Consider the following 22,069-nt stretch of genomic DNA (forward strand, 5'->3'; position numbering starts at 1 on the left):
ATCTTCTATTTATGAACGTGGCGTTTTTGAATATGTATAAATTACCTGTCCGCCGCGTTGTGCGTTCCCAATAATATGTTTAAAATCTTCTCGACTTACTACAACTTTCCTAAACGTATAAAATACATCTTTCGTTACAACATACTCCTTTATCTCACCATTTTTCAGCTGATCCAAAATTGTATTTGCTAATTGTTCATCCATGTATTTCACCTCTATGCAATATTTTATTTTATCGTATCTTTTATCGGTCAACAACTGTAAATTTTTCCTGTTGCTATGCCTTCATTTCATTTTCATTATTTTACAAGCAGTATTGCTTTATTATATGTCCACTAAATATCATATACTAACATAGCTACTTCTCTATATCAAACATTTTGGCATTCAATCATACAAAGTTCCATACCACTATGTTACAATATATAAATAGAACTAGGAGGGATACTATGATTCGGAAAGCAACAAAGACAGATGCAAAGGCAATATCTCCTTTATTGTATAATGCTCTGCATGAAATTGCTGAAAAAATCACTGGTAGCACAGTTGAAGCAAATGTATTACTAGGACTTGAAAAATGGTTCGTAAAAGAAAATAATCGGTTGAGCTATGAAAACTGTTTAGTGGCGGAACAAGATGGAAAGGTAGTTGGGGTTATTGTCGCTTATCACGGTAGTGACGTTGAACAACTTGATGCACCAATCATACGCCACTTAAGAGAACTACATGAAGATGAATCCATTACGTTAGAAAAAGAAGCTGAACTTGATGAGTATTATATTGACACGTTGTCAGTTTCAAATATGTACGGCGGACGTGGCATTGGCTCTAAGTTAATCGATGCAGCTGAACTTCATGCAGCTGAAACAGGTTATGAAAAAATCGCCTTACTTGTTAATTTAGAAAACAAGCGTGCTTTTTCACTGTATGAAAAACTAGGTTACAACAAAGATAAAACCGTAATGCTCGTTGGCGAACCTTATGCTCATCTAATAAAACCATTACGTACATTGGTTTCTATATCTTAAAAAAAAGCACACGATTTTATATAAAATCGTGTGCTTTTAAGTTAATTTTGTATTTAATACACTTCCACTCATCGCCTCATGGAACGTATACTTTGTATATCCCCACGGCTTCCGATGAAAAATAGGAGGTCCAGACCATCCCATCGCCCTCAGTTCCGCACCAATCATGGCATTAAAATAGCTATGTCCTACTATCGCGATTTTCCCGTGCACCATTGCATAATGATGTAACATGTTAGCAGCTTCTTTTGCCCTTCCCCTTGCTTCCTTATACGACTCAACATCTTTATGATACCCAACCATCCATAAAACACGTCCAATAAAAAACCAAGTCCCCGGCTTACATTTAAACCATTCTGGTGCAAAAAAACTCAACGGTACTTCTACTTCCCTAAAAAGAGAATTTTGCACAAAGGACAAAGAATTCATTAATTCCGCTGCTGACTGTACAGCACGTCTTTGATCACTCGATACAATTAAATTTGCCGATTCTACTGCCTCAATTGTTTCAATCGGTATGTTACATTCCCTACTCATACTATCTACATCATATCTCTTCAGCCATTCATGAAATGAAGTAATTGTCATCGGTTCTATAGTACTATTCAAGCGACCATGACGAATAAAAGATATCCACATTCTTTTCACTCTCCATTCATCACTTACGAACTATATTATGTACTATTTCTTACATTCATCATAACATGCTGAAAATAAAAGTTACATATTGTTACATATCTCCGCCACTACTATGAGTAACTGAAGCATCTATTCCATCAAAATATGTATTCGTTTCATGTTGACGAATTTTCTTCAACTGTGTATAAGAAAATAAATATAAGAACAAAGCTATAAAGATCCCCATAATTTCAAACATTATTTTACCGCTCCTATTTCCCCATATTAAACAGACCGACATCCATTTTCATTATAAAGATATAAACACTTTTTCTCCAGCATCATATGAAATATGGATATTATCTTACAAAATATGAATATTTTTCGACTTTTTCCTTTGAAAACATTTACAAAACAGGAAACATAGTTCAAAATAAAGGAAAATAAAAAATCCCAAATTATTCTTTTTTGGAAAAACTGTAACAAGGAGAGTTGCTTATGCAGATCGCAGAAACTGGAGATATCATCGAATTTAAAGGTGGAATGCAAGGCCGTGTTCAAAAGGTAAATCAAAACTCTGTTATTGTTGATATAACAATTATGGAGAATTTTAGAGAACTAGATATGGAACCTCTTACAGTTGTAAGTCATAAAAACTATACTGTCATTAATCAAAATGCATAATATAATAGAAAGAAAAGTCCTGTATACTATACAGGACTTTTCTTTCTATTAACGATTATCAATCGTTTCCGGATATAGATCGTGGTTCATCATACGGTAATCTGCCATTTGTTCATACTTCGTTCCTGGTCGACCGTAGTTGCAATATGGATCAATTGAAATACCACCACGTGGTGTGAATTTGCCCCATACTTCAATGTAACGCGGATCCATTAATTTAATTAAATCATTCATAATTACATTCATACAATCTTCGTGGAAGTCACCGTGATTGCGGAAGCTAAATAAATATAACTTTAAAGATTTACTCTCTACCATTCTTTGTTCAGGAATGTAGCTAATATAAATTGTTGCAAAGTCTGGTTGTCCTGTTTTCGGACATAAGCTTGTAAATTCAGGACAATTGAATTTTACAAAGTAATCACGGTTTGAATGGTTATTATCAAATACCTCTAAAATTTCTGGGCTATATTCAAATAAATATTTTGTATTTTGATTTCCTAATAATGTTACATCTTTTAAATCTTCATCTAATCTTCCTGCCATTTTAAACATCCCTTCTCTTTATACGCCTCGTTTATTTCCCCATACTAACGCATGAAGCTGCGGCAATACTTTCGCATCATTCATTTTTTTACAATTAACAGCTTTTTCAATAAGCCACTCATACTTATCTAATAATTTTTTAATAAGCATTGCATCATCCACTGTTTTCGTATCATCGTTCCCTACTTGTAAGAAAAATGGTACAGATGGATAACGTTCGTGCATCTTAACTGCATATTCAAAGTCGCGATCATCGAATACTACTACTTTTAAACTAATATCTTTTCCTGCTAGTTTCTGAATTACAGCATCTAACTTTTGATAATCTGTTTTCATTCCCGAACTTGGTGGTTTTGGCGAAATGGTTATCTCATCAATTTGAAGTAACCAATCTTGCCATTTACTCCCTTGTGTTTCTATCGCCGTTCGCATCCCATTCTCTTTTAATATAGAAAGAAGCGACTCAATATTTTTCAATAAAACAGGATTCCCACCCGAAATCGTAACATGAGAGAAATTTTCTCCTCCAATTTCAACAAGCTCATTCCAAATGTCTTCCGCTGGCATTTGTCTAATTTGATCTTTTGCCGATCCATCCCATGTAAAAGCAGAATCACACCAAGAACAGCTATAGTCACAGCCAGCAGTTCGAATAAACATAGTCTTTTGCCCGACAACCATGCCTTCTCCTTGAATAGTCGGACCGAATATTTCTAAGACAGGGATTTTACTCATCGAGCATCCACTCCCGTCTTACTTCCGCATAACTAGTTGGCGTCTCAAATAGGCGAACAAATTCAACACGAGCTCCTTTATATTCATTCACACGATTATCTTTCGTTAATGCTTCTGCCATCTTTTCATAAATCCAAACGACCATATTCTCAGCAGTCGTATTCATCGCTGGTAATGTTTCGTTTAAATAACGATGATCTAAATATATTTCAATTTCGTTTTTCCAAATTTCTTTTATATCTCCAAAGTCAATTGCAAGTCCTATTTCATTTACATATCCACTAATCCCAAATACAACTTTATATGTGTGACCATGTAAGTTTTTACATTTCCCTTCATAACAGTGTAAATGGTGTGCTGCATCAAATGTAAATTCCTTGCTGACCATTACTCTTTTATTATGATATTTGAGTTGTTTACGTTGAATATCCTTGTCCATTTTTTGCAAATTTTCTACGATGCGAAATCCAAAGAAATTATCCATTAGTTGTTCGCTCCTTCGCGTTCTTGTAAGTACGTATCTAATCCTGCTTTACGAAGTTGACATGCTGGACATTCACCGCAACCATCACCAATGATTCCGTTATAACATGTTAATGTTTTTTCTCTAACAAACTCGAATGCGCCAAGTTCATCAGATAATTTCCACGTGTCTGCTTTATCAATCCACATAAGTGGTGTATGAATGACAAATGGATAATCCATAGATAAATTTAATGTAACGTTTAACGATTTCACAAACACGTCACGGCAATCTGGGTAACCACTAAAATCAGTTTCACATACACCCGTTACAATATGACGTGCCTCAACTTGTTTTGCTAATACAGCAGCAAATGATAAGAATAGTAAATTTCGTCCATCTACAAATGTCGATGGCAATTCACCTTCTTCATGTGTAATCTCCATATCCGTTCTCGTTAACGCATTTGGAGCAAGTTGATTTAATAGACTCATATCTAGTACCGTATGTTTAATTCCTAGCTCTTTCGCAATTTCCACTGCACAATCAATTTCTAATTTATGACGTTGATTGTAATTAAACGTTACAGCTTCTACTTCTGCAAACTGCTCTATTGCCCAAAATAAACATGTTGTACTATCTTGTCCACCACTAAAAACAACAACTGCTTTTTCTTTTTTCATTTCACTCATTCTCCTTCTCTACTACGAATAAGAAGAAAGAACGTTCTTGAACTGTCACAATAAAAAAACAAAACAATACCTAAGGATATTGTTGTTTCCATAGTTTTTTATAGAGGGAGTTCGCGAACCTCTCCCATGCGATGCATGGAATTTCTTCTTTCATTGACAAAACATATTGTAACATATTGTATACTACCAGAAAAAATTTCTGATTTTTCCGCTATTTTATATTCCATTTCTTTCATTTTATAGTATGATTAGTTTACTATTCGGAGAGAGGAGGCATCCCACTGAAACACTTTATTATTTACCTCTTTTTAAATATTTTATCTATTCTCGTTACAATGCTTATTTATCACTTATTTTGGAATCAAAAAGGGAAACGGTCTCCTAAATTAAATTCAGCTATATTTATTGTGCTGTGTTGCCTCGCTACAATACTATGTATCACTTTTGCAGCAAAAACAAATAATGGTTTTCAATTTGATATGCGTCATATCGTATTAATTGTCGGTACATTGACAGGAGGACCTATTGCTGGTGGTTCTATTTTAGCTGTATTAAACATATATCGCTTCTTATTAGGAGGAATAGGTGTTTTCCCATCCCTTATCGCTTCTATTGTTCTATTTATTGTTCTACTATTAACGTACAAATTTTTCAATCGAACTTCTAATCGTATAAAAATAGCACTTGCTATTATTTACAGTCTCACATATGGATTTAGCTGGATACCCTTCTTCCTTTCAGAAGTTACAAATAAGGTAGATTATATACCCCATATTATTGTGTATGAGTTATGTACGATGCTTGGTACGATCCTTATTTTATATTTACTACACATATTACAAACTCAGGTTCGTCTCCAAAATGAGCTTATGAACGCTGAGAAATTTCATTTAATTGGTGAAATGGCAGCTTCCATCTCGCACGAAATTCGCAATCCTTTAACTTCAACGAAAGGATTTTTACAACTATTGCAGTCTGATACATGTACCGAGCAAGAACGGAAATTATATATCGATATAGCCATTAATGGTATCGAGCAAGCAAATCATGTTCTCACAGACTATTTAACCTTTGCAAAACCGAGTATTGAAAAAGAACAAACACTACAACTCGAGGAAGAATTACTGCATGCACTATCTTTAATTACACCACTTGCCAATTTAACAAATGTCCGTACTCATTACATAAAGCAAAGTACTTCTTTCTTTATCGCTGGAGAGAAGCAAAAACTAAACCAATGCTTATTAAATATTTTAAAAAACTGCATTGAAGCTATGCCAAAAGGTGGCGATCTTTATTTCACATTAGTTCCTGATCATAAGCATATCCAGCTATATATAAAAGATACAGGAGTTGGCATGGATCAAGAGCAGGTGAAGCGCCTCGGTTCTCCTTTCTATTCAACGAAAGAAAAAGGGACTGGTCTTGGAATGATGGTTGTATTCAGTGTTGTTCAAGCTATGAATGGAAAAATTGATATTATAAGTGAAAAAGGAATCGGTACAACCTTCTTATTAACCTTTCCACTCATACAAAAAACGTGATGAAATAATCATCACGTTTTTTCTGTTCCTTCAACTAATTCAGCAAAAGCTTTCACTTTTCCATGTGGTTTTTGATTCTCTTTACGTGCTTTCCAAGCACGCTCTTCTTCTCTCTTTTTCTTGGACATACTTTTCAACTCCTTCTTTTCTTTCTCCATGTAGTATTCCAAAGTAAGAAAGAAAACTATGCATGTATCAAAAAAGAAGTGGTTTCCCACTTCTTCCACTTTATCGCTGCAAAATTGCGTATTTCGCCTCTTTTAACTGTGTAAGATGTCTTTGTTCATGTAAATCAAGAAATTGAACCCACTGATACAAATTCAAATCATTAAAAACAGGATGCTTTAATCCATTTTCAACTAATTCTTTTTCATCTATGATACTATGAAGCGCATGTAATAGTTCTTGTCGTGAATGTTCTAGCAATTGAATTCCTTGCTGTTTTTTCATTAAAGTTTCTGTTGGTTGCATTTGCTGAGGAGCTTCTCTTTTATGTGTGCGATCAAGCGTAAGTTGGAGGTCTTTAAATGGAGTCGCATTTCTTTCATTTTTGTGTAGAGCATATACAAGGGCAGATGTGACAGATTGTTCAACTAAATGTAAGTGATGTAAAATTTGAATAATACTCCATTTATCACGGCGTGGCTTTACATTCACTTCTGTATCATTTAACATTTCAATTTCTGATAATAGCGTGCTTCGGGTAGACTGCAATGAGTTCACCAAACTTTCTAAACTCACATCCATATTAGATTGAAGCATACTTCTTTCCCCCCTTTTTGTTGGTGAAAAGAGGTGCTCCTTCTTAGAAACACCTCTTTAGTATTCTGAATTTTCTTTTATTATCTCATCATTTCCCCATTATGTCGATGTTAAACATGTGAAAAAAAGCGCATGTTTTTTACAATTTTGTGTCGTCAATCGCATGTAGCCATGCTTCAATTTCTGTAATGACACTTTTCACACAACCTTCAGCAAATGGTGATGTTAAATTTGCCACTTCTACTAATTCCAAGAATGATTTACTTCCACCTTGTTGGCAAAGGTTCACATAATCTTCCCATGCCTCTTGTCTATTATCTCTTGCACGCTTCCAAAATTGCAGTGCACAAATTTGAGCTAACGTGTAGTCAATATAGTAGAACGGCGAGCTATAAATATGTCCCTGACGTTGCCAGAAGCCACCGCGCTCTAAATAATCATTATCTTCATAATCACGATGCGGTAAATATTTCTTCTCTATGTTACGCCATGCTGTCTTACGCTCTGCTGGTGATGCTTCTGGATTTTCATATACATAATGTTGGTATTCGTCGACAGATACACCATATGGTAAAAACAGAAGTGCTGAACTTAAGTGTGAGAAATAATATTTATCTGCATCTTCTTCAAAGAATAGTTTCATCCATGGCCATGTAAAGAATTCCATACTCATAGAATGAATCTCACACGCTTCATATGTTGGCCAATTATATTCTGGAATTTCAAATTTACGACTTTCATATACTTGGAAAGCATGACCAGCTTCATGTGTTAATACATCAATGTCACCAGATGTTCCATTGAAGTTTGAGAAAATAAATGGCGCTTTATAATTTTCGATATATGTACAATATCCGCCACCAGCTTTTCCTTTTTTCGCAACTAAGTCTAATAAATCATTATCTAACATGAAATTGAAAAATTCATCTGTTTCAGCTGATAACTCTTTATACATCGTTTTCCCATGATTAATAATCCAATCTGCATCTCCTTTTGGAGTTGGATTACCTGTAGCAAATTCAAAGTTTTCATCGTAATATGCTAGCTTTTCTACACCGATACGTGCTTTTTGTCTCTTTCTTAATTCCGTTGTAACTGGAACGATATAATCAAGTACTTGCTGACGATAATTCGCAACCATCTCCGCATTGTAATCTGTACGATACATTCTTGCATATCCTAGTTCAACAAAGTTTTTGAAACCTAAAGATTTCGCAATTTTCGTTCTTACTTTAACAAGCTCATCATAAATACGATCTAGTTCTTCCTCATTTCCAGCTAAAAATCCGTAGTATGCTTCACTTGCTGATTTACGTTCACTTCTTTCTTTTCCTTGCATAAATGGAATCAGTTGCGATAATGTTCTTTCTTCTCCTGCAAAGTCAATTTTTGCAGATGCTAACAACTGTGTATATTGTGAAGACAATTTATTCTCTAATTGTAAATCTTTTACGATTTCATCTGAATATGTTTTTAAATCACATTCTGCTAGAGCGAATAATTGCTTTCCGTAATAGGCTTCTAATTCTTCACGAAATGGAGAACTAATTAACGCCTTATAATATTTTGTTCCATATCCTTGTACAACTGGAGAGTATTCATCAAAGAAATCTTGCTCCTCCTTATAAAAAGCATCTGTCGTATCAACAGAATGACGAATGTAACAAAGATTCCCCATTGTACCAAAATCATTGCGAATTTCATTAATTGAATTGATAACTTGTTTTTGTTCTTCTACAGTTTTTGTATTATCAAATTTCTCTAAAGCAACAGTAAATTTCTCTTTTAATTCTTCAATATTTGGCCGTTTATATTCATAGTCTTTAAATGACATGAACGAGCCTCCTCTCCATTATGTATACCTTTACTATAATTCAATACTTCTTCCCAAATCCCCTCTTAGTTTTCAACAAAATTCGGCAGCTGCCATCTTACTTACTTATATGCAAAAAAGCCTTGGATTTTTTATCCAAAGCTCCTTTGGAACATAGTATCACTTTTCATACTTTCCAATTTTTTTCAACAAATCAAGTAATTCATCCTTTTCATCCTTCGTTAACATTTCAAAAGACTGATGTATAACTTGCTCATGCCCCGGAAAAATAGAAGCAATAAAACTCTCCCCAGACTCCGTTAATTGCGCATAAATAACACGTCTGTCATTCGGACATGGGATTCTCTTTACTAATCCCTTTTTTTCCAGCTTATCTACAACATATGTAATGCTGCCACTAGCTATTAAAATGCGCTCACCAATTTGCTGAAGTGGTTGACCACCTTTATGATATAGCAGCTCTAATACAGCAAATTCAGTTGGATTTAACCCGTTACTTTGTATAGATTTATTTGTAGTATCCATAACAGAACGGTGTACACGAGATAATGCAATAAATACTTTTAAAGATTGAGAAATATCTTCTCGTTCATTATTTGATGTCATACAACTTTCAACCCTTCACTTAAATTCTCAGCAATAAAAAGAAAATACAGCTTAATACTTCATGTGAGTTCCGAATGAGCATTCACTCATCCATTTCCTCTCCCCTAATATATTACGAATGATTCTTGAATAAAAACATGACAATTTTAACATAGTTTATATATAATGATAATAAAAAAAGAAGGAGTACCACATTTGAAAGTCAAATTCCAAAGCATAGTTTTATATATATTGCTTGTTATCCTACCAACGATAGTGATTGGTGCTACATTTTATTCCTATCATACGTATAAAATGAAGCAGGAAAACAAAACATCTGCTCATACGGTTCTCTTTTTATATAGAGACTATTTAGATCATCACCTTGGTGAAGCAATTTCTGCCTTAGAAATGCTTGCAAAAGTCGTAGGTACTGAGACTGGTAACATAAATGGTATTAAACAAATTGTGCATGATACAGATGGAAACGATGCGCGCTTTTCTGGTCTATATTACGTTACACCAGAAGGAATCATTACCATCGCATCAGAAAGCGAATCAAGACCTGTAGACGTCTCAGACCGCAAGTATATTCAAGACGCATTACAAACTAAGAAAACAACTGTATCATCCGTCATTACAGATCGCGTCCTTGGACATCAAGCTATTATAATCGCTTCCCCAATATTTAACAAACAGAAGGAACTCTCAGGCTTATTGTTAGCAAGTTTACGCTTTGACTACATTTCATCTTCTTTAAATGCTATTAAACCACAATACCATTTCGAAGTAACTGATAAACATGATGTAGTTTTTCTAACTGATGACAATAATGAAACAAGCGATGCGCATTCTAATATGCTCACTACCCCACTCCAAAGGTTAAATTGGAAGGTCTCTGTTTCTCCATTACCTATCCACAAGCAAACTTTATACCAATGGGTTGCAATAGAATGTATAGCTACTTTATTTTTAATATCTATCTTATTTTTACTCGCTCAATATATGTTATTAAAACGGCAAACAAAACTGGAAAGACAACAAAATGAACTGCAAAAAATTGAATTGGTTGGAACTTTTGCAGCGAGTACAGCCCACGAAATCCGCAATCCTCTTACGGGAATTAAAGGACTCGTTGCGCTATTAAAAGAAAAATATAAAGATGAACAGGATCAGTTTTACTTTTCCATCATCGAACAAGAAATAGAGAGAATTAATGAAATTGTAAGTGAATTCCTTATTCTTGGAAAGCCAACTGCTATCATTGAACAAACATATGATGTGAGAACTATTCTAAATGAGGTAGCATTGATTATTCAATCTGAGGCGAATCTACATAACATTGTATTCCATCTACATTTGCCAGACCATCCTGTTCATATCCGTTGCTCAAAAGACCATATGAAACAAGTGGTTTTAAACATTACAAAAAATGCAATTGAAGCCATGACTTCTAGTGACACACTAACCATTGTCGTAACAGACAATGAAACACACGCACAATTGCAAATTATTGATACTGGAAAAGGTATTCCAAAACATATTCAAAAACACCTCTTTCATCCGTTCTTTACTAATAAAGATACTGGAACAGGTCTTGGACTTGTCATATGTAAACGAATTGTAGAGATGTACGATGGGCATATTTTTATTGACAGTAAAGAAAACGAAGGAACGACAGTTCATATCGAAATACCGTTACATAAAGTATAATTATCCTTATCACAAAAGGGTAATTATACTTATTTCATAAAACCCGCCACAAGCATTCGCCAAAAATTATTCGATTTTCCTTCATATCCGATTTGGAAAATAGGTACCTTTATAATGGAAAACCATTTTGGTGTTTGTTTTTCTTTATAGCGCTGGTATTGTAAAATAAGCTTGTCCAATTCTTGACTAACTTGAATTGTTTCCCTACTAGTTAACCCGCTTGTTAATCCTAGTTGAATCATTTCTTCACGCTTCATATGAATATCACGTGAAAGCTTTTCTAATGTGTACTTCCTTTTTACAGTAAACATCCATATCCCCCTTATTATTCTTCCATGCTCTCAACTTCACTATTGACCTTTTACCTGCTTAATCATATTCAAATTTGAAGAATCAGAAAATTAAACATTTTCTCCCTGTAATTTACAAATCTTTACCCTCACTTTGAGAATTATTACAAATTATTCTATCTTTGTAAATACATTCGCAATAATAGACATTTTTTTCATCTTCTTTTTTTACAAATACCAATTAAATAGCGGTTTCTCTATTTAACATATACTTTTCTTCGACATTTTTTGTTTAATTTATATAAAAACGCAAAACATAATGATGATTGATAAAGTGAAACTTTAATCAGTGAGGGGTGTTCATCCCCCACTGATTATTAGCACTCACCAATCGTGCGTTTACGAGCAGTGGATCTCCCCCTAACTTCTTTGCTCCAGCCGAATTTTGAGGTGGGAACCTTACTGCCCGCAAATAGCGGGATAAAATAGAAAGGAAATATTTATATGCGCAAATATACGATTGCATTACTTATTTTTACTATGTTCTTACCATCCTTCTTGTTTCCGATTCAAGCCAATGCCCATACAAATAAAGTAGCTATTGTCATTGACGACTTCGGAAATAATATGAAGGGAACTGATAAAATGTTATCACTTCCCATTCCACTGACTGTTGCTGTTATGCCTTTCCTTCCTTCTACAAAAGAAGATGCAATAGCAGCCCATAAAAAAGGCCATGAAGTTATTATACATATGCCAATGGAACCTATTAAAGGTAAAAAAGAATGGCTTGGACCAAAAGCACTTACAACTAATTTAAGCGATGAAGAAATAAACAACCGACTCGAACAGGCGATTAAAGAAGTACCGCATGCAATTGGAATGAACAATCATATGGGATCAAAAGTAACAGCTGACGAAAGAATTGTACGTCTTATACTTACAGCTTGTAAAAAACACGGTTTATTTTATTTAGATAGCAAAACAAACCCTAATAGTGTCGTCCCACAAATCGGAAAAGAATTAGGGGTGCCTATTATTGAAAACCAACTATTTTTTGATGATGTTTATACAGCAGGACATATTTCAAAACAAGCTCAATTACTTATCAAAAAAATTCAAGAAAAACCAATTATGGTAGCTATCGGACACGTTGGGCCTCCAGGTGAAATTACATCACGTGTTATAGAGACCTCTATTCCCAAAATTCGCGAGCATGCAGACTTTATTTTTTTGTCTGATTTAGCATTATCTCCACCTGCTGTTTCAAAATAAAGTGAAACTTTAATTAGTGGGGCATTCACCACTAATTATTAGCCCTCACCAATCGGGCGTTTACGGGCGGCGGTGCTCCCAAAAATAGTGGGAGACAATTCATCACTTACACGAAAAAAAGGTACCACTCTACATATAGCAGATTGGTACCTTTCCTTTTCACTTAAATATAATCTACATGACTCACTCTGAATCCTTTTTTTTCTATTTTTTCGATTAATTTCTTTAATCTTTTTTCATCTAACTCATCTGATATATTTACGATAATACGGCGAATATATTGATCACCGTTATCTAGCGTAAACAACCCACCGATATTATATGCTTTTAACAATGTCCCAAGCTCTTTAATCGTTCCCTTACAATCTTGTGTTGCAATTGTTAATATATAACCACCCGTCCGCATACCGAATGAGTCTTCAATAACATCAAATACATTGGAATGTGTTAAGATACCAACAAATTCATTATAATCATTTAGCACCGCTAAAAATGGGAGACGACGAATCACATAAAAAGCTCTAAAGAAAGAATCCTTTTCAAAAATAAATGCAGAGGAATTTTCTAACATATCTCCTGCACTTACATGCTCTAATCCGCTATTACACTTCTTTTCTAATAAATCTACTTTATAAATAATCCCCATGAATAGCTTCTCATCTTCTGCTAATACAGGGATTGCTCGAAATCCCGTTTCATTCATAATTTGTAATGCTTTTTCACCAGTATCATTTATCTTGCAATAAGTCACCTGCTGTTTTGGCAGAAAATGATATTTAACTCGCAAAATATGTTCCTCCTTACATGTCAACATGTAATCTATATATAATAAGGAGACCTATATTTTATGAGTAAAATTATTTTTAAAACGCTTTCATTTATTTATGGAATTGTAACAACATCGCAAACATTTTTATATAACAGAGCTCTTCGCACCTTTTATCATTAACAACTTTACATGATAGTTCATTAAATATTCTATACCCTCTAGCCATTTTTTCGCTTCTTCTGGCGTTTTCCCCCACACAATCATGCCGTAATTATGAACGAGAACTACTCCTCCACCTTCAATAAAATTCGGAACATTACTTTCTAACAAATCAGCAAATTTCTTTTCATCTTCTACAATTGGAATTGTCATTTCTGTTATACCTTCTTTTCCAAAAACACGTTCCACGCTACGTTTATCGAATGTTACTTCTCTTTCTTCTCCGTATAACTCTGATATTAAATGGCTATCTACAGTCTGTACTTGTAAAATACATTCCGCACTGCTTTTTTTATAAATATCCGCATGCATAAATGACTCTACCGCTGGTTTTTCCTCGTTTTCAAACACTGGCTCACACATGCAATTGACAACAATAAAATCCTCTTCTGAAAACAATCCTTTATCTCTTCCCTCAACATTCACTAAAAATGTTAATGGCTCTTTTGACGTACATAACGATAAACTAATTTTTGTACCATAAAACCAATCACGAAGTGCCAATTCAGATTTCACATCTTTTAATTCATTCCATTTCTTCAGAAAAAATAACATTTCGTCACCCCCGTCGTAATATTTATATAATGTTCGAATCCTTTCTATGTAAAAGGAGTATTTTTTGATTATTCTAAAAATTTAATTGAATTATCACATGAGAATGCTTTTTTGTCAATATGATTTCAACGCTCATCGTAAAAATAGGCTACTCACATACCAATCCCGCCGTCCATGTCCTACTTCATTTTACAATAAAAAATACGTTATTCTTCTAATGAAAGAATAACGTATTTTTCTCATTTGCTTTAAGTTCGTAAAGAATGACAGATCTTTTATCTTCGCATTCGCAACTGTTAAAAATTTAAAATGCGGCATATATTTCAATGTACGATAATCAATAATCTCATTCGTATTTAAAAATAAGTCCTTTACTTGCAATAACTCTTCTTTCGTAATTGGTGTAGTTAAATCTTTTCTATTACATACTTTTTTATTAACAAATTCTCTTAATTATTTATCTGTTATCATATTTTGGCTATCCACTTGATTCTTTGTTTCCGTATGGCATGAATTAGAGTTATCATCTGCTTTCTCTGTTTCTTTGTCGCCTAATGTTACTATTACTAGCGCCTTAATATAATTTTTTCAAAATAAAATTCCCTTATATTGATAACTGCAATATTACATGTAAAATATGTGTCTAGCGATACACAATAAAAATCCCTTTATTCAAAGGGATTTTTTACCTATCGTATGAAGAATTTCACTTTTTTCTTTCTCATTAATAAAACCAATTTTTTGTAAAATATTTGCATACAATACAAGTTTATTATATATGCGTTCTGACATATTCTCCCTTCTTTCCTTCAGCCAACTTTTTTTATATTGGTAAATTATATGAAGGAAATGAGAAAATGTGTCCACTTTTTGCATGAATGCAAACCTTTTATTTCATTACTGCTTTCACTTTATTTAACACACTGTCCATTGAATATTATGCTTCTTAACTTCTTCTTCAAAACTATATGGCATTTTCTTATCACAAATAACATGTTGAATACGAGAAAATCCTGCTATTCTATAATTCCCTTTTACGCCTACTTTTGTATGGTCGCATAAAATATATGTTTTCTCAGCTAATTTCATCATCGCTTCCGACAGTTTTGCTTTTTCTAATTCAAAACTGGAAACGCCAAAACTAGGTAATAACCCATCAATCGAAACAAACGCTTTATGAAAATGAAATTGATGAATCACTTGCTGAGAAATAGATCCTGATACACGCGAATGCTTTGGGGATACTTTTCCACCAATAAATAAAACTTCACCGTGAAACATCTTTTTATTAATAGAAGAGATTAATTGTGTCGCTACTGGAAAAGAACTCGTAACAATCGTTAAATTTTTTCGATGAACAAGATATGGAACCATCTGAAGTGGTGTACTTCCGTCATCAATTGCAATGACATCACCATCTTCTACAAATGTTGCTGCTTTATAACCAATTCTTTTCTTCTCTTCTATATGTAGCATTTCTCTTTCTAACATCGGCGCCTCTATCCCGGCACCTGGAAGTTGAACAGCTCCACCATACACTTTCTTCAACTTTTTTTCACGATCTAACTCTTCTAAATATCGACGAATTGTTTCTGTTGATACAGCGAATTCTCTCGCTAATTCTGAAACCTTTACTTTTCCTTTAAACTCTACTTTTTCAAGAATAGTCCGCTTTCTTTCTTCTCCTACTACAGACATAGCTTCACCCCATTTGTATCTACCTCATAAAGTTCCTTGCTTATACAAAATTATAATTTTCTTTGTAAGTGAAAACCTCTTCATGAATATAAATGCCGCGCTTTTCTAGTTTATCAAAAACAAGTTGTGGATTTTCAAAAGCTTCTTCAGGCGTAACAACACCCATTTTATTTACATTCCCATTTGCAATTAACTCGGTAGCAATTCCAAATGGAATACCGACGTTTCTCGTATAAGCTCTTAAATTTTCCCATCCTACAATAGATCCATCAGATAACGGATGTGTATGATATAATACATGTCTCTGTTTCTCATTGTTTTTCATACCTACTACTTCTACATGAAGTGCATAACCGTATACTTCCGTCTCTTGACCTTCTTTCGATTGTAATAAATACTGCGAAATACAATCCATAATGCCAATTTCTTTCCCGTTTATTTCAATTTGATCATTACGCAATATGCCGTAATCATATAAAGCACGTACGAGCTGCATATTTTTCTTTGGCCAAGTTCCTCTCGTCTCTATCAGTTTGACACCTTTATTTTCTAGTGCCTTTGCTAACGTAATCGTTTCAGAATGCGGAATGATATACTGCATTGTTTTACCATAAGGCGCTGGCAATTCAATTTCTCTTGGTCGCGCAAAAGGAGGTACTTGCTTAAACTTACCATCTTCATATACTGTACGCGATGGTAAATTTGGATCATATTCATATGTCGTTGTTTCTGTAATTGATGCAGAAAAAGCAATTGGACGATACGAACCGTGACTTACACGAACAGACTCTACAGTATCTAGCTGCTTTGCTGCATGCATGGCCATCATTTGCGTTACACCTGGTGTCATACCAAATCCGGGTAAACATGTTTTTTCATTTTGAACAAATATAGCATGTGATTCATTTTCTTCACCAAATCCATTCAAATTCACACCGTGACACCCAGCTTCCGCAATACAACGAGTAGACAATCCATTTAACTTTATCGTCGTACCATCCATTACAATGTCATAGCCTTTCATTTTTGCAACTGTATCCTCATGATTTGTCACATCGACTTTCACAAAATCAACACGAGGATCGTTGAGCCATTCTACTACTTTACGGCCTTCTTCTTCGTTAAAATCGGCTACTGTAATCGTCTCAAAAGATGAAAATTGAACTAAATCCAAAATCGCTTCACGACAAATTTTACCTGCTCCACCTAAGCAAAATACTTTCAACCTATAACAACTCCTTTGGCGATACTATCAACTAAACGATTTATATCTTCCTCATGTACATCACCGATATTTCCAATACGGAACGTATCTACTTTCGAAATTTTCCCTGGATAAATTACAAATCCATACTTCTTTAACTCGTTATATAACTCCTGAAATTCAAATCCCTCTGAGTAAATAAACGATGTAATAATAGGAGATTGATATTTTTCATCTACTAATGACTTAAATCCAATTTCTTTCATTCTGTTGACCAATAATTTTTGATTGTTATAATATCGATTGCAACGTGCTCTTACTCCGCCCTCTTTTTCTAGTTCAAGCAAGGCTTGATAAAAAGCGTGTACAACATGCGTAGGTGAAGTAAAACGCCATTTCCCATTTTGCTCTTCCATCGTTTCCCATTGATCATATAAATCAAGAGATAAAGAGCGTGCTTGCCCTTTACACTTTAATAATTCATCACGATTTGCGATAACAAAACCAAATCCAGGAACACCTTGAATACATTTATTCGCACTACTAATTAAAAAATCAATTTGCAAATCAGCAATGTCTATTTCAATCCCGCCGAAACTACTCATTGCATCAACAATTGTAACCTTCTCGTATCGCTTTCCTAATTTACATACATCTACAATTGGATTAATAATACCTGTAGTTGTTTCACAATGAACTACTGCAATATGAGTAATCTCTTTATCTTCTTGCAATAACTTTTCTACTTCTGCAATATTAGTAGGTTCCCACTCTTCTGTTTGACTCACGACCACATTTATATGTAACATCTCTGCCATTTGCACAATCCTCTTACCGTATGCACCATTTGTACAAACAAGAAGCTTTCCGTTTTTAGGAACGACAGAACCAATCACTGCTTCAACTGAAAACGTACCGCTTCCTTGCATTAAAACTGTTGTATATTTCTCTTCTTCTTTCGTTGCTAACGATACAAGTTTAGCTCTTACATCTTGCACCATTGTGTTATATTCAACATCCCATGTACACCAATCGTATAGCATAACTTCTTTTACCGTTTTTGTTGTCGTCAATGGTCCTGGCGTTAATAATAAGTAGTGATTTCCATTCATGATCCTTTGCCCCTTTTATGAAATAATAAGTTCTTGTTTCTCGATATGTTCAATTACGTTCTCGAGTTCTTGCATCGTTTCAATCGTAAAATGAGCTCCGTTTTCAACGAAACGATTACGAACTATTTCCATCTTTTCATGAAGTTCTACCGGATCCATAGTTTCAACTTCCCACTCGCTTAAGCCGAGCTCGCTACTACCGAGAATTACGCCAACAGTCCACATCCCAGCATTTCTGCCCTCGTTCATATCTGACACCGTGTCTCCCACTTTTATCATATGATTCATCGGATACACACCAAGTTCCATCGCATTTTTATAGCACATCCACGGGTACGGACGACCTGCTGGAACATCATCTGGCGTCACAAGAAAATCAGGTTTATACCCTTGTAATTTTGCTTCTTTTGCAACAATATCCATCATTTCTCTCGTATAGCCAGTTGTTGAGCCAATTTTAATGCCTCTTTTACGTAATGAAGCCATCACTTCTCTTATCCCATCAATTGGCGTGGCATAGTTTGGCAGAATAGCAAAGAGAATTTCTTCAAATTCTTTATACATCTCTTGAATGTCTGCTTCTGTTGGTAATTGTCCGAAAACACGCTTCCACTCATTCGCAATACGAGGCATTTCTGTTAGTGCTCTTACATGATCTATTTTTAATAATCCCATTGGCTTACGTGCTTCTTCTGCTGTAACTTCAACACCACGTTTATGAAAAATTTTCATGAATACTTCCAGTGGTGCAAAACATCCGTAATCAACTGTCGTACCTGCCCAATCAAAAATAACTGCTTCTATTTTCATTCTATCCATCACCCTTCTTATTTATCTGGCTGTTCGCCAGGCAGTAAGACTCCCCCTCGCAAAGAAGTTATGCGGGAATCATACTGCCTTAAAAGTCCGATTGGTTCAACTATTAATCAGCGGGGGATGCCCCCCCACTGATTAAAGTTTCACTTTATCTTTGTTGCCATTTTGACGTTCGGTTACGAAGTGCTTTCGTTCCCCATTCATATACAACTCTTACTACAATATTAGTAACAACAACAAGTACACTCATCGCAGCTGCTGGTGCCACATTTCCTGCATCATCCATATTTACAATTGACACAGCTGCTAGTTTAAAATCAGCTGCGTATAGGAATACAACTGCCGAGACAGTCACCATGGAATTTACGAAATAGTACATTACCATTTCTAAAATGGCTGGTAGACACATCGGTACCGTAACTCGAAAGAATGTTTTATAAAACGGGATCCCCATGGACTGTGAAACTAGTTCAAACTCTCGATCTAATTTCTTTAAAGCTGTCGTTGCCGTAACAAATGTTACAGAATAAAAATGAATGATATTAACTAGTACTAACACAGCAATTGTTCCGTATAGAGAATGAAACGGGTTCGTTACGGAAAGTCCAAATATTTGTATTGTTGGTTGACTAAAGAAGAAAACGTAGCCTAACCCAAGTACTAAACCTGGTATTGCTAAAGGTACGATAGAGAAAAAGTAACCTGTTTTTCGGAAAAATTGTAGCTGATCTATTTTCTCAATTGCATACGCGAACACAAATGTTAAAATTGCCCCAATAACCGCTGTAACCGCTGAAACAATTACACTATTTTTAAACGCTTCAAGTCCATCTCCCGTTAAACTTGAAAAATTAAAATGCTCAAATGTAAAACTCATATTATACGGCCATACTTTTACACTTGCAGCAATACCAACTGCAACGAATAAAAGAATAATCATAAGCGTTATTACGCTACAATATACGAACGAAATAACATCTCTTTTCTTATTATTTATTATTCTGTAAGGTACTGCTTTTGAAGATAAAAAATTCGCCTGTTTTCTTTGCGTAATACGATCAACTGCAAAAGCAAAGATAGCTGGGATTAATAAAATCATTCCGACAGTTGCCCCCATTGGCATATTTTGCTGTCCAATTACTTGTTTATATACGTCAGTAGCAAGCACATTATATTGTCCTCCTACAATTTTTGGCGCCCCAAAATCAGTGAAACTAAGTGTAAATACAACGAACATTGCACTAATTAATCCGTACTTTACACTAGGTAAAGTAACAGTAAGAAACTGCTTTGTTTTACTCGCTCCTAACATATTAGAAGCTTCATATAAACGATAGTCAGATCCTTGAAAAGCAATTAATAAAATAAGGAATGCTTGCGGAAATGTATACATAACTTCAGCTATTATAATTCCTACTGGTCCATATAAAGGGATTTGTATACCTTCAAATAAACCAAACATTCCTTTCGTTACTAGCCCTTGATTACCAAATAAATATGTAAGTGCTATACCGTGCATCATCGTTGGTGCGAACAATGGTAATAACGCTACATACTGAAATACGCGCTTTCCAAAAACATTCGTACGGGCAATTGCATATGCATAAACGAATGCGATTGCAACTGAAATAATTGTTGTTGCGCCCGAAATCCATACTGTATTTTGTAAAGACTGAACTAAAGTTGGTGTTGTGAAATATTTACTGAAATTCGCAACACCAACGAAAGCTCCATCTTTATCGTAAAAGGCTTGTGTAAACAATTGTAATAAAGGCAATACAAGTATGATAAGAAATGAAAGAAGCATACCGATAATTACTAGTCTCTGTATCCACTCTTCTTTACCGATACGTCTCTTAATCTTTTTTTTCGTATTTTCTACCTGATAATTTTCTAACATCTCCATCTATACAATGACCTTCTTTCCATATGACAACATATGATTTTCTGAGAAAGAGATTTGAATTTGCTTTCCTTTCCTAATAGAAGTTGCTTCTACTTCTGATGCCAATATATCCACTACGATTTTCTCGTTATGAAGGTGTGTTTTCTCTTCTATGACCCGCACTTCCGTCCGGTATACAGCCCCCCGGAATTCCATGCTTTCTACAACCGTTTTCATACCATTATTGTGCACAACTGTTACATGTTCAGGACGAATTGCATGTTCTTCATTATTTTTCGAAAAGAAATTAATAGAACCAATAAAATCTGCCACAAACGGATTGGCTGGTCTTTGGTAAATCTCCTCTGGTGTTCCAATCTGCATAATTTCCGCATGATTCATTACAACAATTTTATCAGCCATCGTTAATGCCTCTTCTTGATCATGCGTTACCATAATAGTTGTTACTCCGACTTTTTCTTGCAAATCACGCATTTCTCTACGCAACTTTTCACGCACTTTTGCATCTAAAGCAGATAACGGCTCATCTAGTAACAAAATATCGGGAGACAGAGCGAGCGCACGTGCAAGTGCTACTCGCTGCTGTTGTCCACCAGATATTTGAGCAGGATATTTATCTTTTACATTCAGTAAGTCAACAAGTTCTAACGCCAATAGCGCTTTCTCTTTTACTTCTGCTTTTCCATATTTTTTTGTCTTTAAGCCGTATTCAATGTTTTCAAGCGCCGTTAAATTCGGAAATAATGCATACGATTGAAAAACCATTCCGAAATTCCGCTTACCAGGCGGCAATGCTGTAATATCTTTCCCATTCACAGCTATACTACCTGTTGTCGCTTCTTCTAACCCTGCTAAAATGCGAAGCAACGTCGTTTTCCCGCAGCCACTCGGGCCTAATAAACAAACAAACTCATTTTTTTTCACTGTAAAAGAAATATCTTTTAACGCTGTAAATGCATCAAACTGTTTTTGAATGTGTTGAATTGATAAATATTCGCTCATTTTTCTCTCTCCCACTCAC

General features: G+C 34.8%; 25 protein-coding genes, 1 pseudogene and 1 riboswitch. Of the genes and pseudogenes, 5 read left to right on the forward strand and 21 right to left on the reverse strand.

Annotation, left to right across the window (positions count from 1 at the left end; translation table 11 throughout):
* Positions 1–9 precede the first annotated feature (9 nt).
* Positions 10–204: a hypothetical protein gene (locus tag JDS92_RS02360; protein WP_000344286.1), complete on the reverse strand. Its 195-nt coding sequence runs from the start codon at positions 202–204 to the stop codon at positions 10–12.
* Between the two features lie 245 nt (positions 205–449).
* Between JDS92_RS02360 and JDS92_RS02365 the strand changes: the two genes are divergently transcribed.
* Positions 450–1,028 (forward strand): GNAT family N-acetyltransferase, encoded by a 579-nt coding sequence (locus JDS92_RS02365; RefSeq protein ID WP_000619578.1) that lies wholly within the window; start codon positions 450–452, stop codon positions 1,026–1,028.
* A gap of 36 nt (positions 1,029–1,064) precedes the next feature.
* On the opposite strand, the gene JDS92_RS02370 is transcribed toward JDS92_RS02365, so the two are convergent.
* Both JDS92_RS02370 and JDS92_RS02375 read right to left on the reverse strand, forming a co-directional pair.
* Positions 1,065–1,667 carry a histidine phosphatase family protein gene (locus JDS92_RS02370; RefSeq protein WP_199631457.1) on the reverse strand — a complete coding sequence of 201 codons (603 nt, stop codon included), beginning with the start codon at positions 1,665–1,667 and terminating at the stop codon, positions 1,065–1,067.
* A gap of 91 nt (positions 1,668–1,758) precedes the next feature.
* On the reverse strand, positions 1,759–1,905 hold the full coding sequence (locus tag JDS92_RS02375; protein WP_000461687.1) for a hypothetical protein: 147 nt from the start codon (positions 1,903–1,905) through the stop codon (positions 1,759–1,761).
* 239 nt (positions 1,906–2,144) lie between these two features.
* Between JDS92_RS02375 and JDS92_RS02380 the strand changes: the two genes are divergently transcribed.
* Complete coding sequence (locus JDS92_RS02380) at positions 2,145–2,330, forward strand: YkvS family protein (protein WP_001165081.1); 186 nt, start codon at positions 2,145–2,147, stop codon at positions 2,328–2,330.
* Positions 2,331–2,378: 48 nt separating this feature from the next.
* On the opposite strand, the gene queF is transcribed toward JDS92_RS02380, so the two are convergent.
* Genes queF through queC form a run of 4 tightly spaced genes read right to left on the reverse strand, consistent with a single transcriptional unit; the run spans position 2,379 to position 4,757 of the window.
* Positions 2,379–2,876 (reverse strand): preQ(1) synthase, encoded by a 498-nt coding sequence (gene queF, locus JDS92_RS02385; RefSeq protein WP_199631458.1) that lies wholly within the window; start codon positions 2,874–2,876, stop codon positions 2,379–2,381.
* Positions 2,877–2,894: 18 nt separating this feature from the next.
* Positions 2,895–3,611, reverse strand: coding sequence for a 7-carboxy-7-deazaguanine synthase QueE (gene queE, locus JDS92_RS02390; protein ID WP_000036310.1), 717 nt, complete (start codon positions 3,609–3,611; stop codon positions 2,895–2,897).
* Positions 3,604–4,095 carry a 6-carboxytetrahydropterin synthase QueD gene (queD, locus tag JDS92_RS02395; RefSeq protein ID WP_000368413.1) on the reverse strand — a complete coding sequence of 164 codons (492 nt, stop codon included), beginning with the start codon at positions 4,093–4,095 and terminating at the stop codon, positions 3,604–3,606. Before queD ends, queE begins: the two co-directional genes overlap by 8 nt.
* Positions 4,095–4,757, reverse strand: a complete 663-nt coding sequence (gene queC, locus JDS92_RS02400; RefSeq protein WP_000711602.1) for a 7-cyano-7-deazaguanine synthase QueC — start codon at positions 4,755–4,757, stop codon at positions 4,095–4,097. Before queC ends, queD begins: the two co-directional genes overlap by 1 nt.
* A gap of 93 nt (positions 4,758–4,850) precedes the next feature.
* Positions 4,851–4,894, reverse strand: a riboswitch (PreQ1 riboswitch).
* Between the two features lie 207 nt (positions 4,895–5,101).
* On the opposite strand from queC, the gene kinB reads away from it, so the two are divergent.
* On the forward strand, positions 5,102–6,310 hold the full coding sequence (kinB, locus tag JDS92_RS02405) for a sporulation sensor histidine kinase KinB (protein WP_002038243.1): 1,209 nt from the start codon (positions 5,102–5,104) through the stop codon (positions 6,308–6,310).
* Positions 6,311–6,321: 11 nt separating this feature from the next.
* Here kinB and JDS92_RS30770 read toward each other — a convergent pair whose 3' ends face one another.
* The 4 genes from JDS92_RS30770 to JDS92_RS02420 form a co-directional block, all read right to left on the reverse strand.
* Complete coding sequence (locus tag JDS92_RS30770) at positions 6,322–6,438, reverse strand: DUF6254 family protein (RefSeq protein WP_000038354.1); 117 nt, start codon at positions 6,436–6,438, stop codon at positions 6,322–6,324.
* 100 nt (positions 6,439–6,538) lie between these two features.
* On the reverse strand, positions 6,539–7,072 hold the full coding sequence (locus JDS92_RS02410; RefSeq protein ID WP_000941967.1) for a DinB family protein: 534 nt from the start codon (positions 7,070–7,072) through the stop codon (positions 6,539–6,541).
* Positions 7,073–7,211: 139 nt separating this feature from the next.
* Entirely contained in the window at positions 7,212–8,906 is a 1,695-nt protein-coding gene (locus tag JDS92_RS02415; RefSeq protein ID WP_000008590.1) for a M3 family oligoendopeptidase, read from the reverse strand.
* Between the two features lie 159 nt (positions 8,907–9,065).
* Positions 9,066–9,512, reverse strand: coding sequence for a MarR family winged helix-turn-helix transcriptional regulator (locus JDS92_RS02420; RefSeq protein WP_000203343.1), 447 nt, complete (start codon positions 9,510–9,512; stop codon positions 9,066–9,068).
* 195 nt (positions 9,513–9,707) lie between these two features.
* On the opposite strand from JDS92_RS02420, the gene JDS92_RS02425 reads away from it, so the two are divergent.
* The gene (locus JDS92_RS02425) at positions 9,708–11,204 is read left to right on the forward strand and encodes a DUF3149 domain-containing protein (protein ID WP_098911361.1); all 1,497 of its coding nucleotides are present in this window, start codon (positions 9,708–9,710) and stop codon (positions 11,202–11,204) included.
* A gap of 29 nt (positions 11,205–11,233) precedes the next feature.
* Here JDS92_RS02425 and JDS92_RS02430 read toward each other — a convergent pair whose 3' ends face one another.
* Positions 11,234–11,515, reverse strand: a complete 282-nt coding sequence (locus JDS92_RS02430; protein WP_000495542.1) for an aspartyl-phosphate phosphatase Spo0E family protein — start codon at positions 11,513–11,515, stop codon at positions 11,234–11,236.
* Positions 11,516–11,998: 483 nt separating this feature from the next.
* Here JDS92_RS02430 and JDS92_RS02435 point away from each other — a divergent pair, with 483 nt between their 5' ends.
* Entirely contained in the window at positions 11,999–12,769 is a 771-nt protein-coding gene (locus JDS92_RS02435; protein ID WP_001234114.1) for a divergent polysaccharide deacetylase family protein, read from the forward strand.
* 163 nt (positions 12,770–12,932) lie between these two features.
* Here the strand turns inward: JDS92_RS02435 and cbpA are convergent, their stop codons facing one another.
* The 9 genes and pseudogenes from cbpA to JDS92_RS02480 all read right to left on the reverse strand — a co-directional run bounded on the left by cbpA (position 12,933) and on the right by JDS92_RS02480 (position 22,050).
* The gene (cbpA, locus tag JDS92_RS02440; protein ID WP_001264225.1) at positions 12,933–13,556 is read right to left on the reverse strand and encodes a cyclic di-AMP binding protein CbpA; all 624 of its coding nucleotides are present in this window, start codon (positions 13,554–13,556) and stop codon (positions 12,933–12,935) included.
* Positions 13,557–13,682: 126 nt separating this feature from the next.
* Positions 13,683–14,312: a class II aldolase/adducin family protein gene (locus JDS92_RS02445; protein ID WP_000896003.1), complete on the reverse strand. Its 630-nt coding sequence runs from the start codon at positions 14,310–14,312 to the stop codon at positions 13,683–13,685.
* Positions 14,313–14,543: 231 nt separating this feature from the next.
* Positions 14,544–14,870: pseudogene (locus tag JDS92_RS30775) on the reverse strand (NEAT domain-containing leucine-rich repeat protein); the annotation flags it as partial.
* Positions 14,871–15,227: 357 nt separating this feature from the next.
* Positions 15,228–16,010: a DeoR/GlpR family DNA-binding transcription regulator gene (locus tag JDS92_RS02455; protein WP_000117656.1), complete on the reverse strand. Its 783-nt coding sequence runs from the start codon at positions 16,008–16,010 to the stop codon at positions 15,228–15,230.
* A 40-nt stretch (positions 16,011–16,050) separates the two neighbouring features.
* On the reverse strand, positions 16,051–17,235 hold the full coding sequence (locus JDS92_RS02460; RefSeq protein ID WP_199631459.1) for a saccharopine dehydrogenase family protein: 1,185 nt from the start codon (positions 17,233–17,235) through the stop codon (positions 16,051–16,053).
* The gene (gene phnW / locus JDS92_RS02465; protein ID WP_199631460.1) at positions 17,232–18,326 is read right to left on the reverse strand and encodes a 2-aminoethylphosphonate--pyruvate transaminase; all 1,095 of its coding nucleotides are present in this window, start codon (positions 18,324–18,326) and stop codon (positions 17,232–17,234) included. The genes JDS92_RS02460 and phnW overlap by 4 nt, the downstream gene beginning before the upstream one ends.
* Before the next feature lie 15 nt (positions 18,327–18,341).
* The gene (gene phnX / locus JDS92_RS02470) at positions 18,342–19,136 is read right to left on the reverse strand and encodes a phosphonoacetaldehyde hydrolase (protein ID WP_097957233.1); all 795 of its coding nucleotides are present in this window, start codon (positions 19,134–19,136) and stop codon (positions 18,342–18,344) included.
* Positions 19,137–19,290: 154 nt separating this feature from the next.
* Positions 19,291–21,048, reverse strand: coding sequence for a putative 2-aminoethylphosphonate ABC transporter permease subunit (locus tag JDS92_RS02475; RefSeq protein ID WP_000425537.1), 1,758 nt, complete (start codon positions 21,046–21,048; stop codon positions 19,291–19,293).
* Positions 21,049–22,050 carry a putative 2-aminoethylphosphonate ABC transporter ATP-binding protein gene (locus JDS92_RS02480; protein WP_000006181.1) on the reverse strand — a complete coding sequence of 334 codons (1,002 nt, stop codon included), beginning with the start codon at positions 22,048–22,050 and terminating at the stop codon, positions 21,049–21,051. It abuts the gene before it with no gap.
* Positions 22,051–22,069: the final 19 nt, after the last annotated feature.

Origin of the sequence: Bacillus cereus group sp. N12, from assembly GCF_016483575.1 — a bacterium.
GTDB lineage: Bacteria > Bacillota > Bacilli > Bacillales > Bacillaceae_G > Bacillus_A > Bacillus_A toyonensis.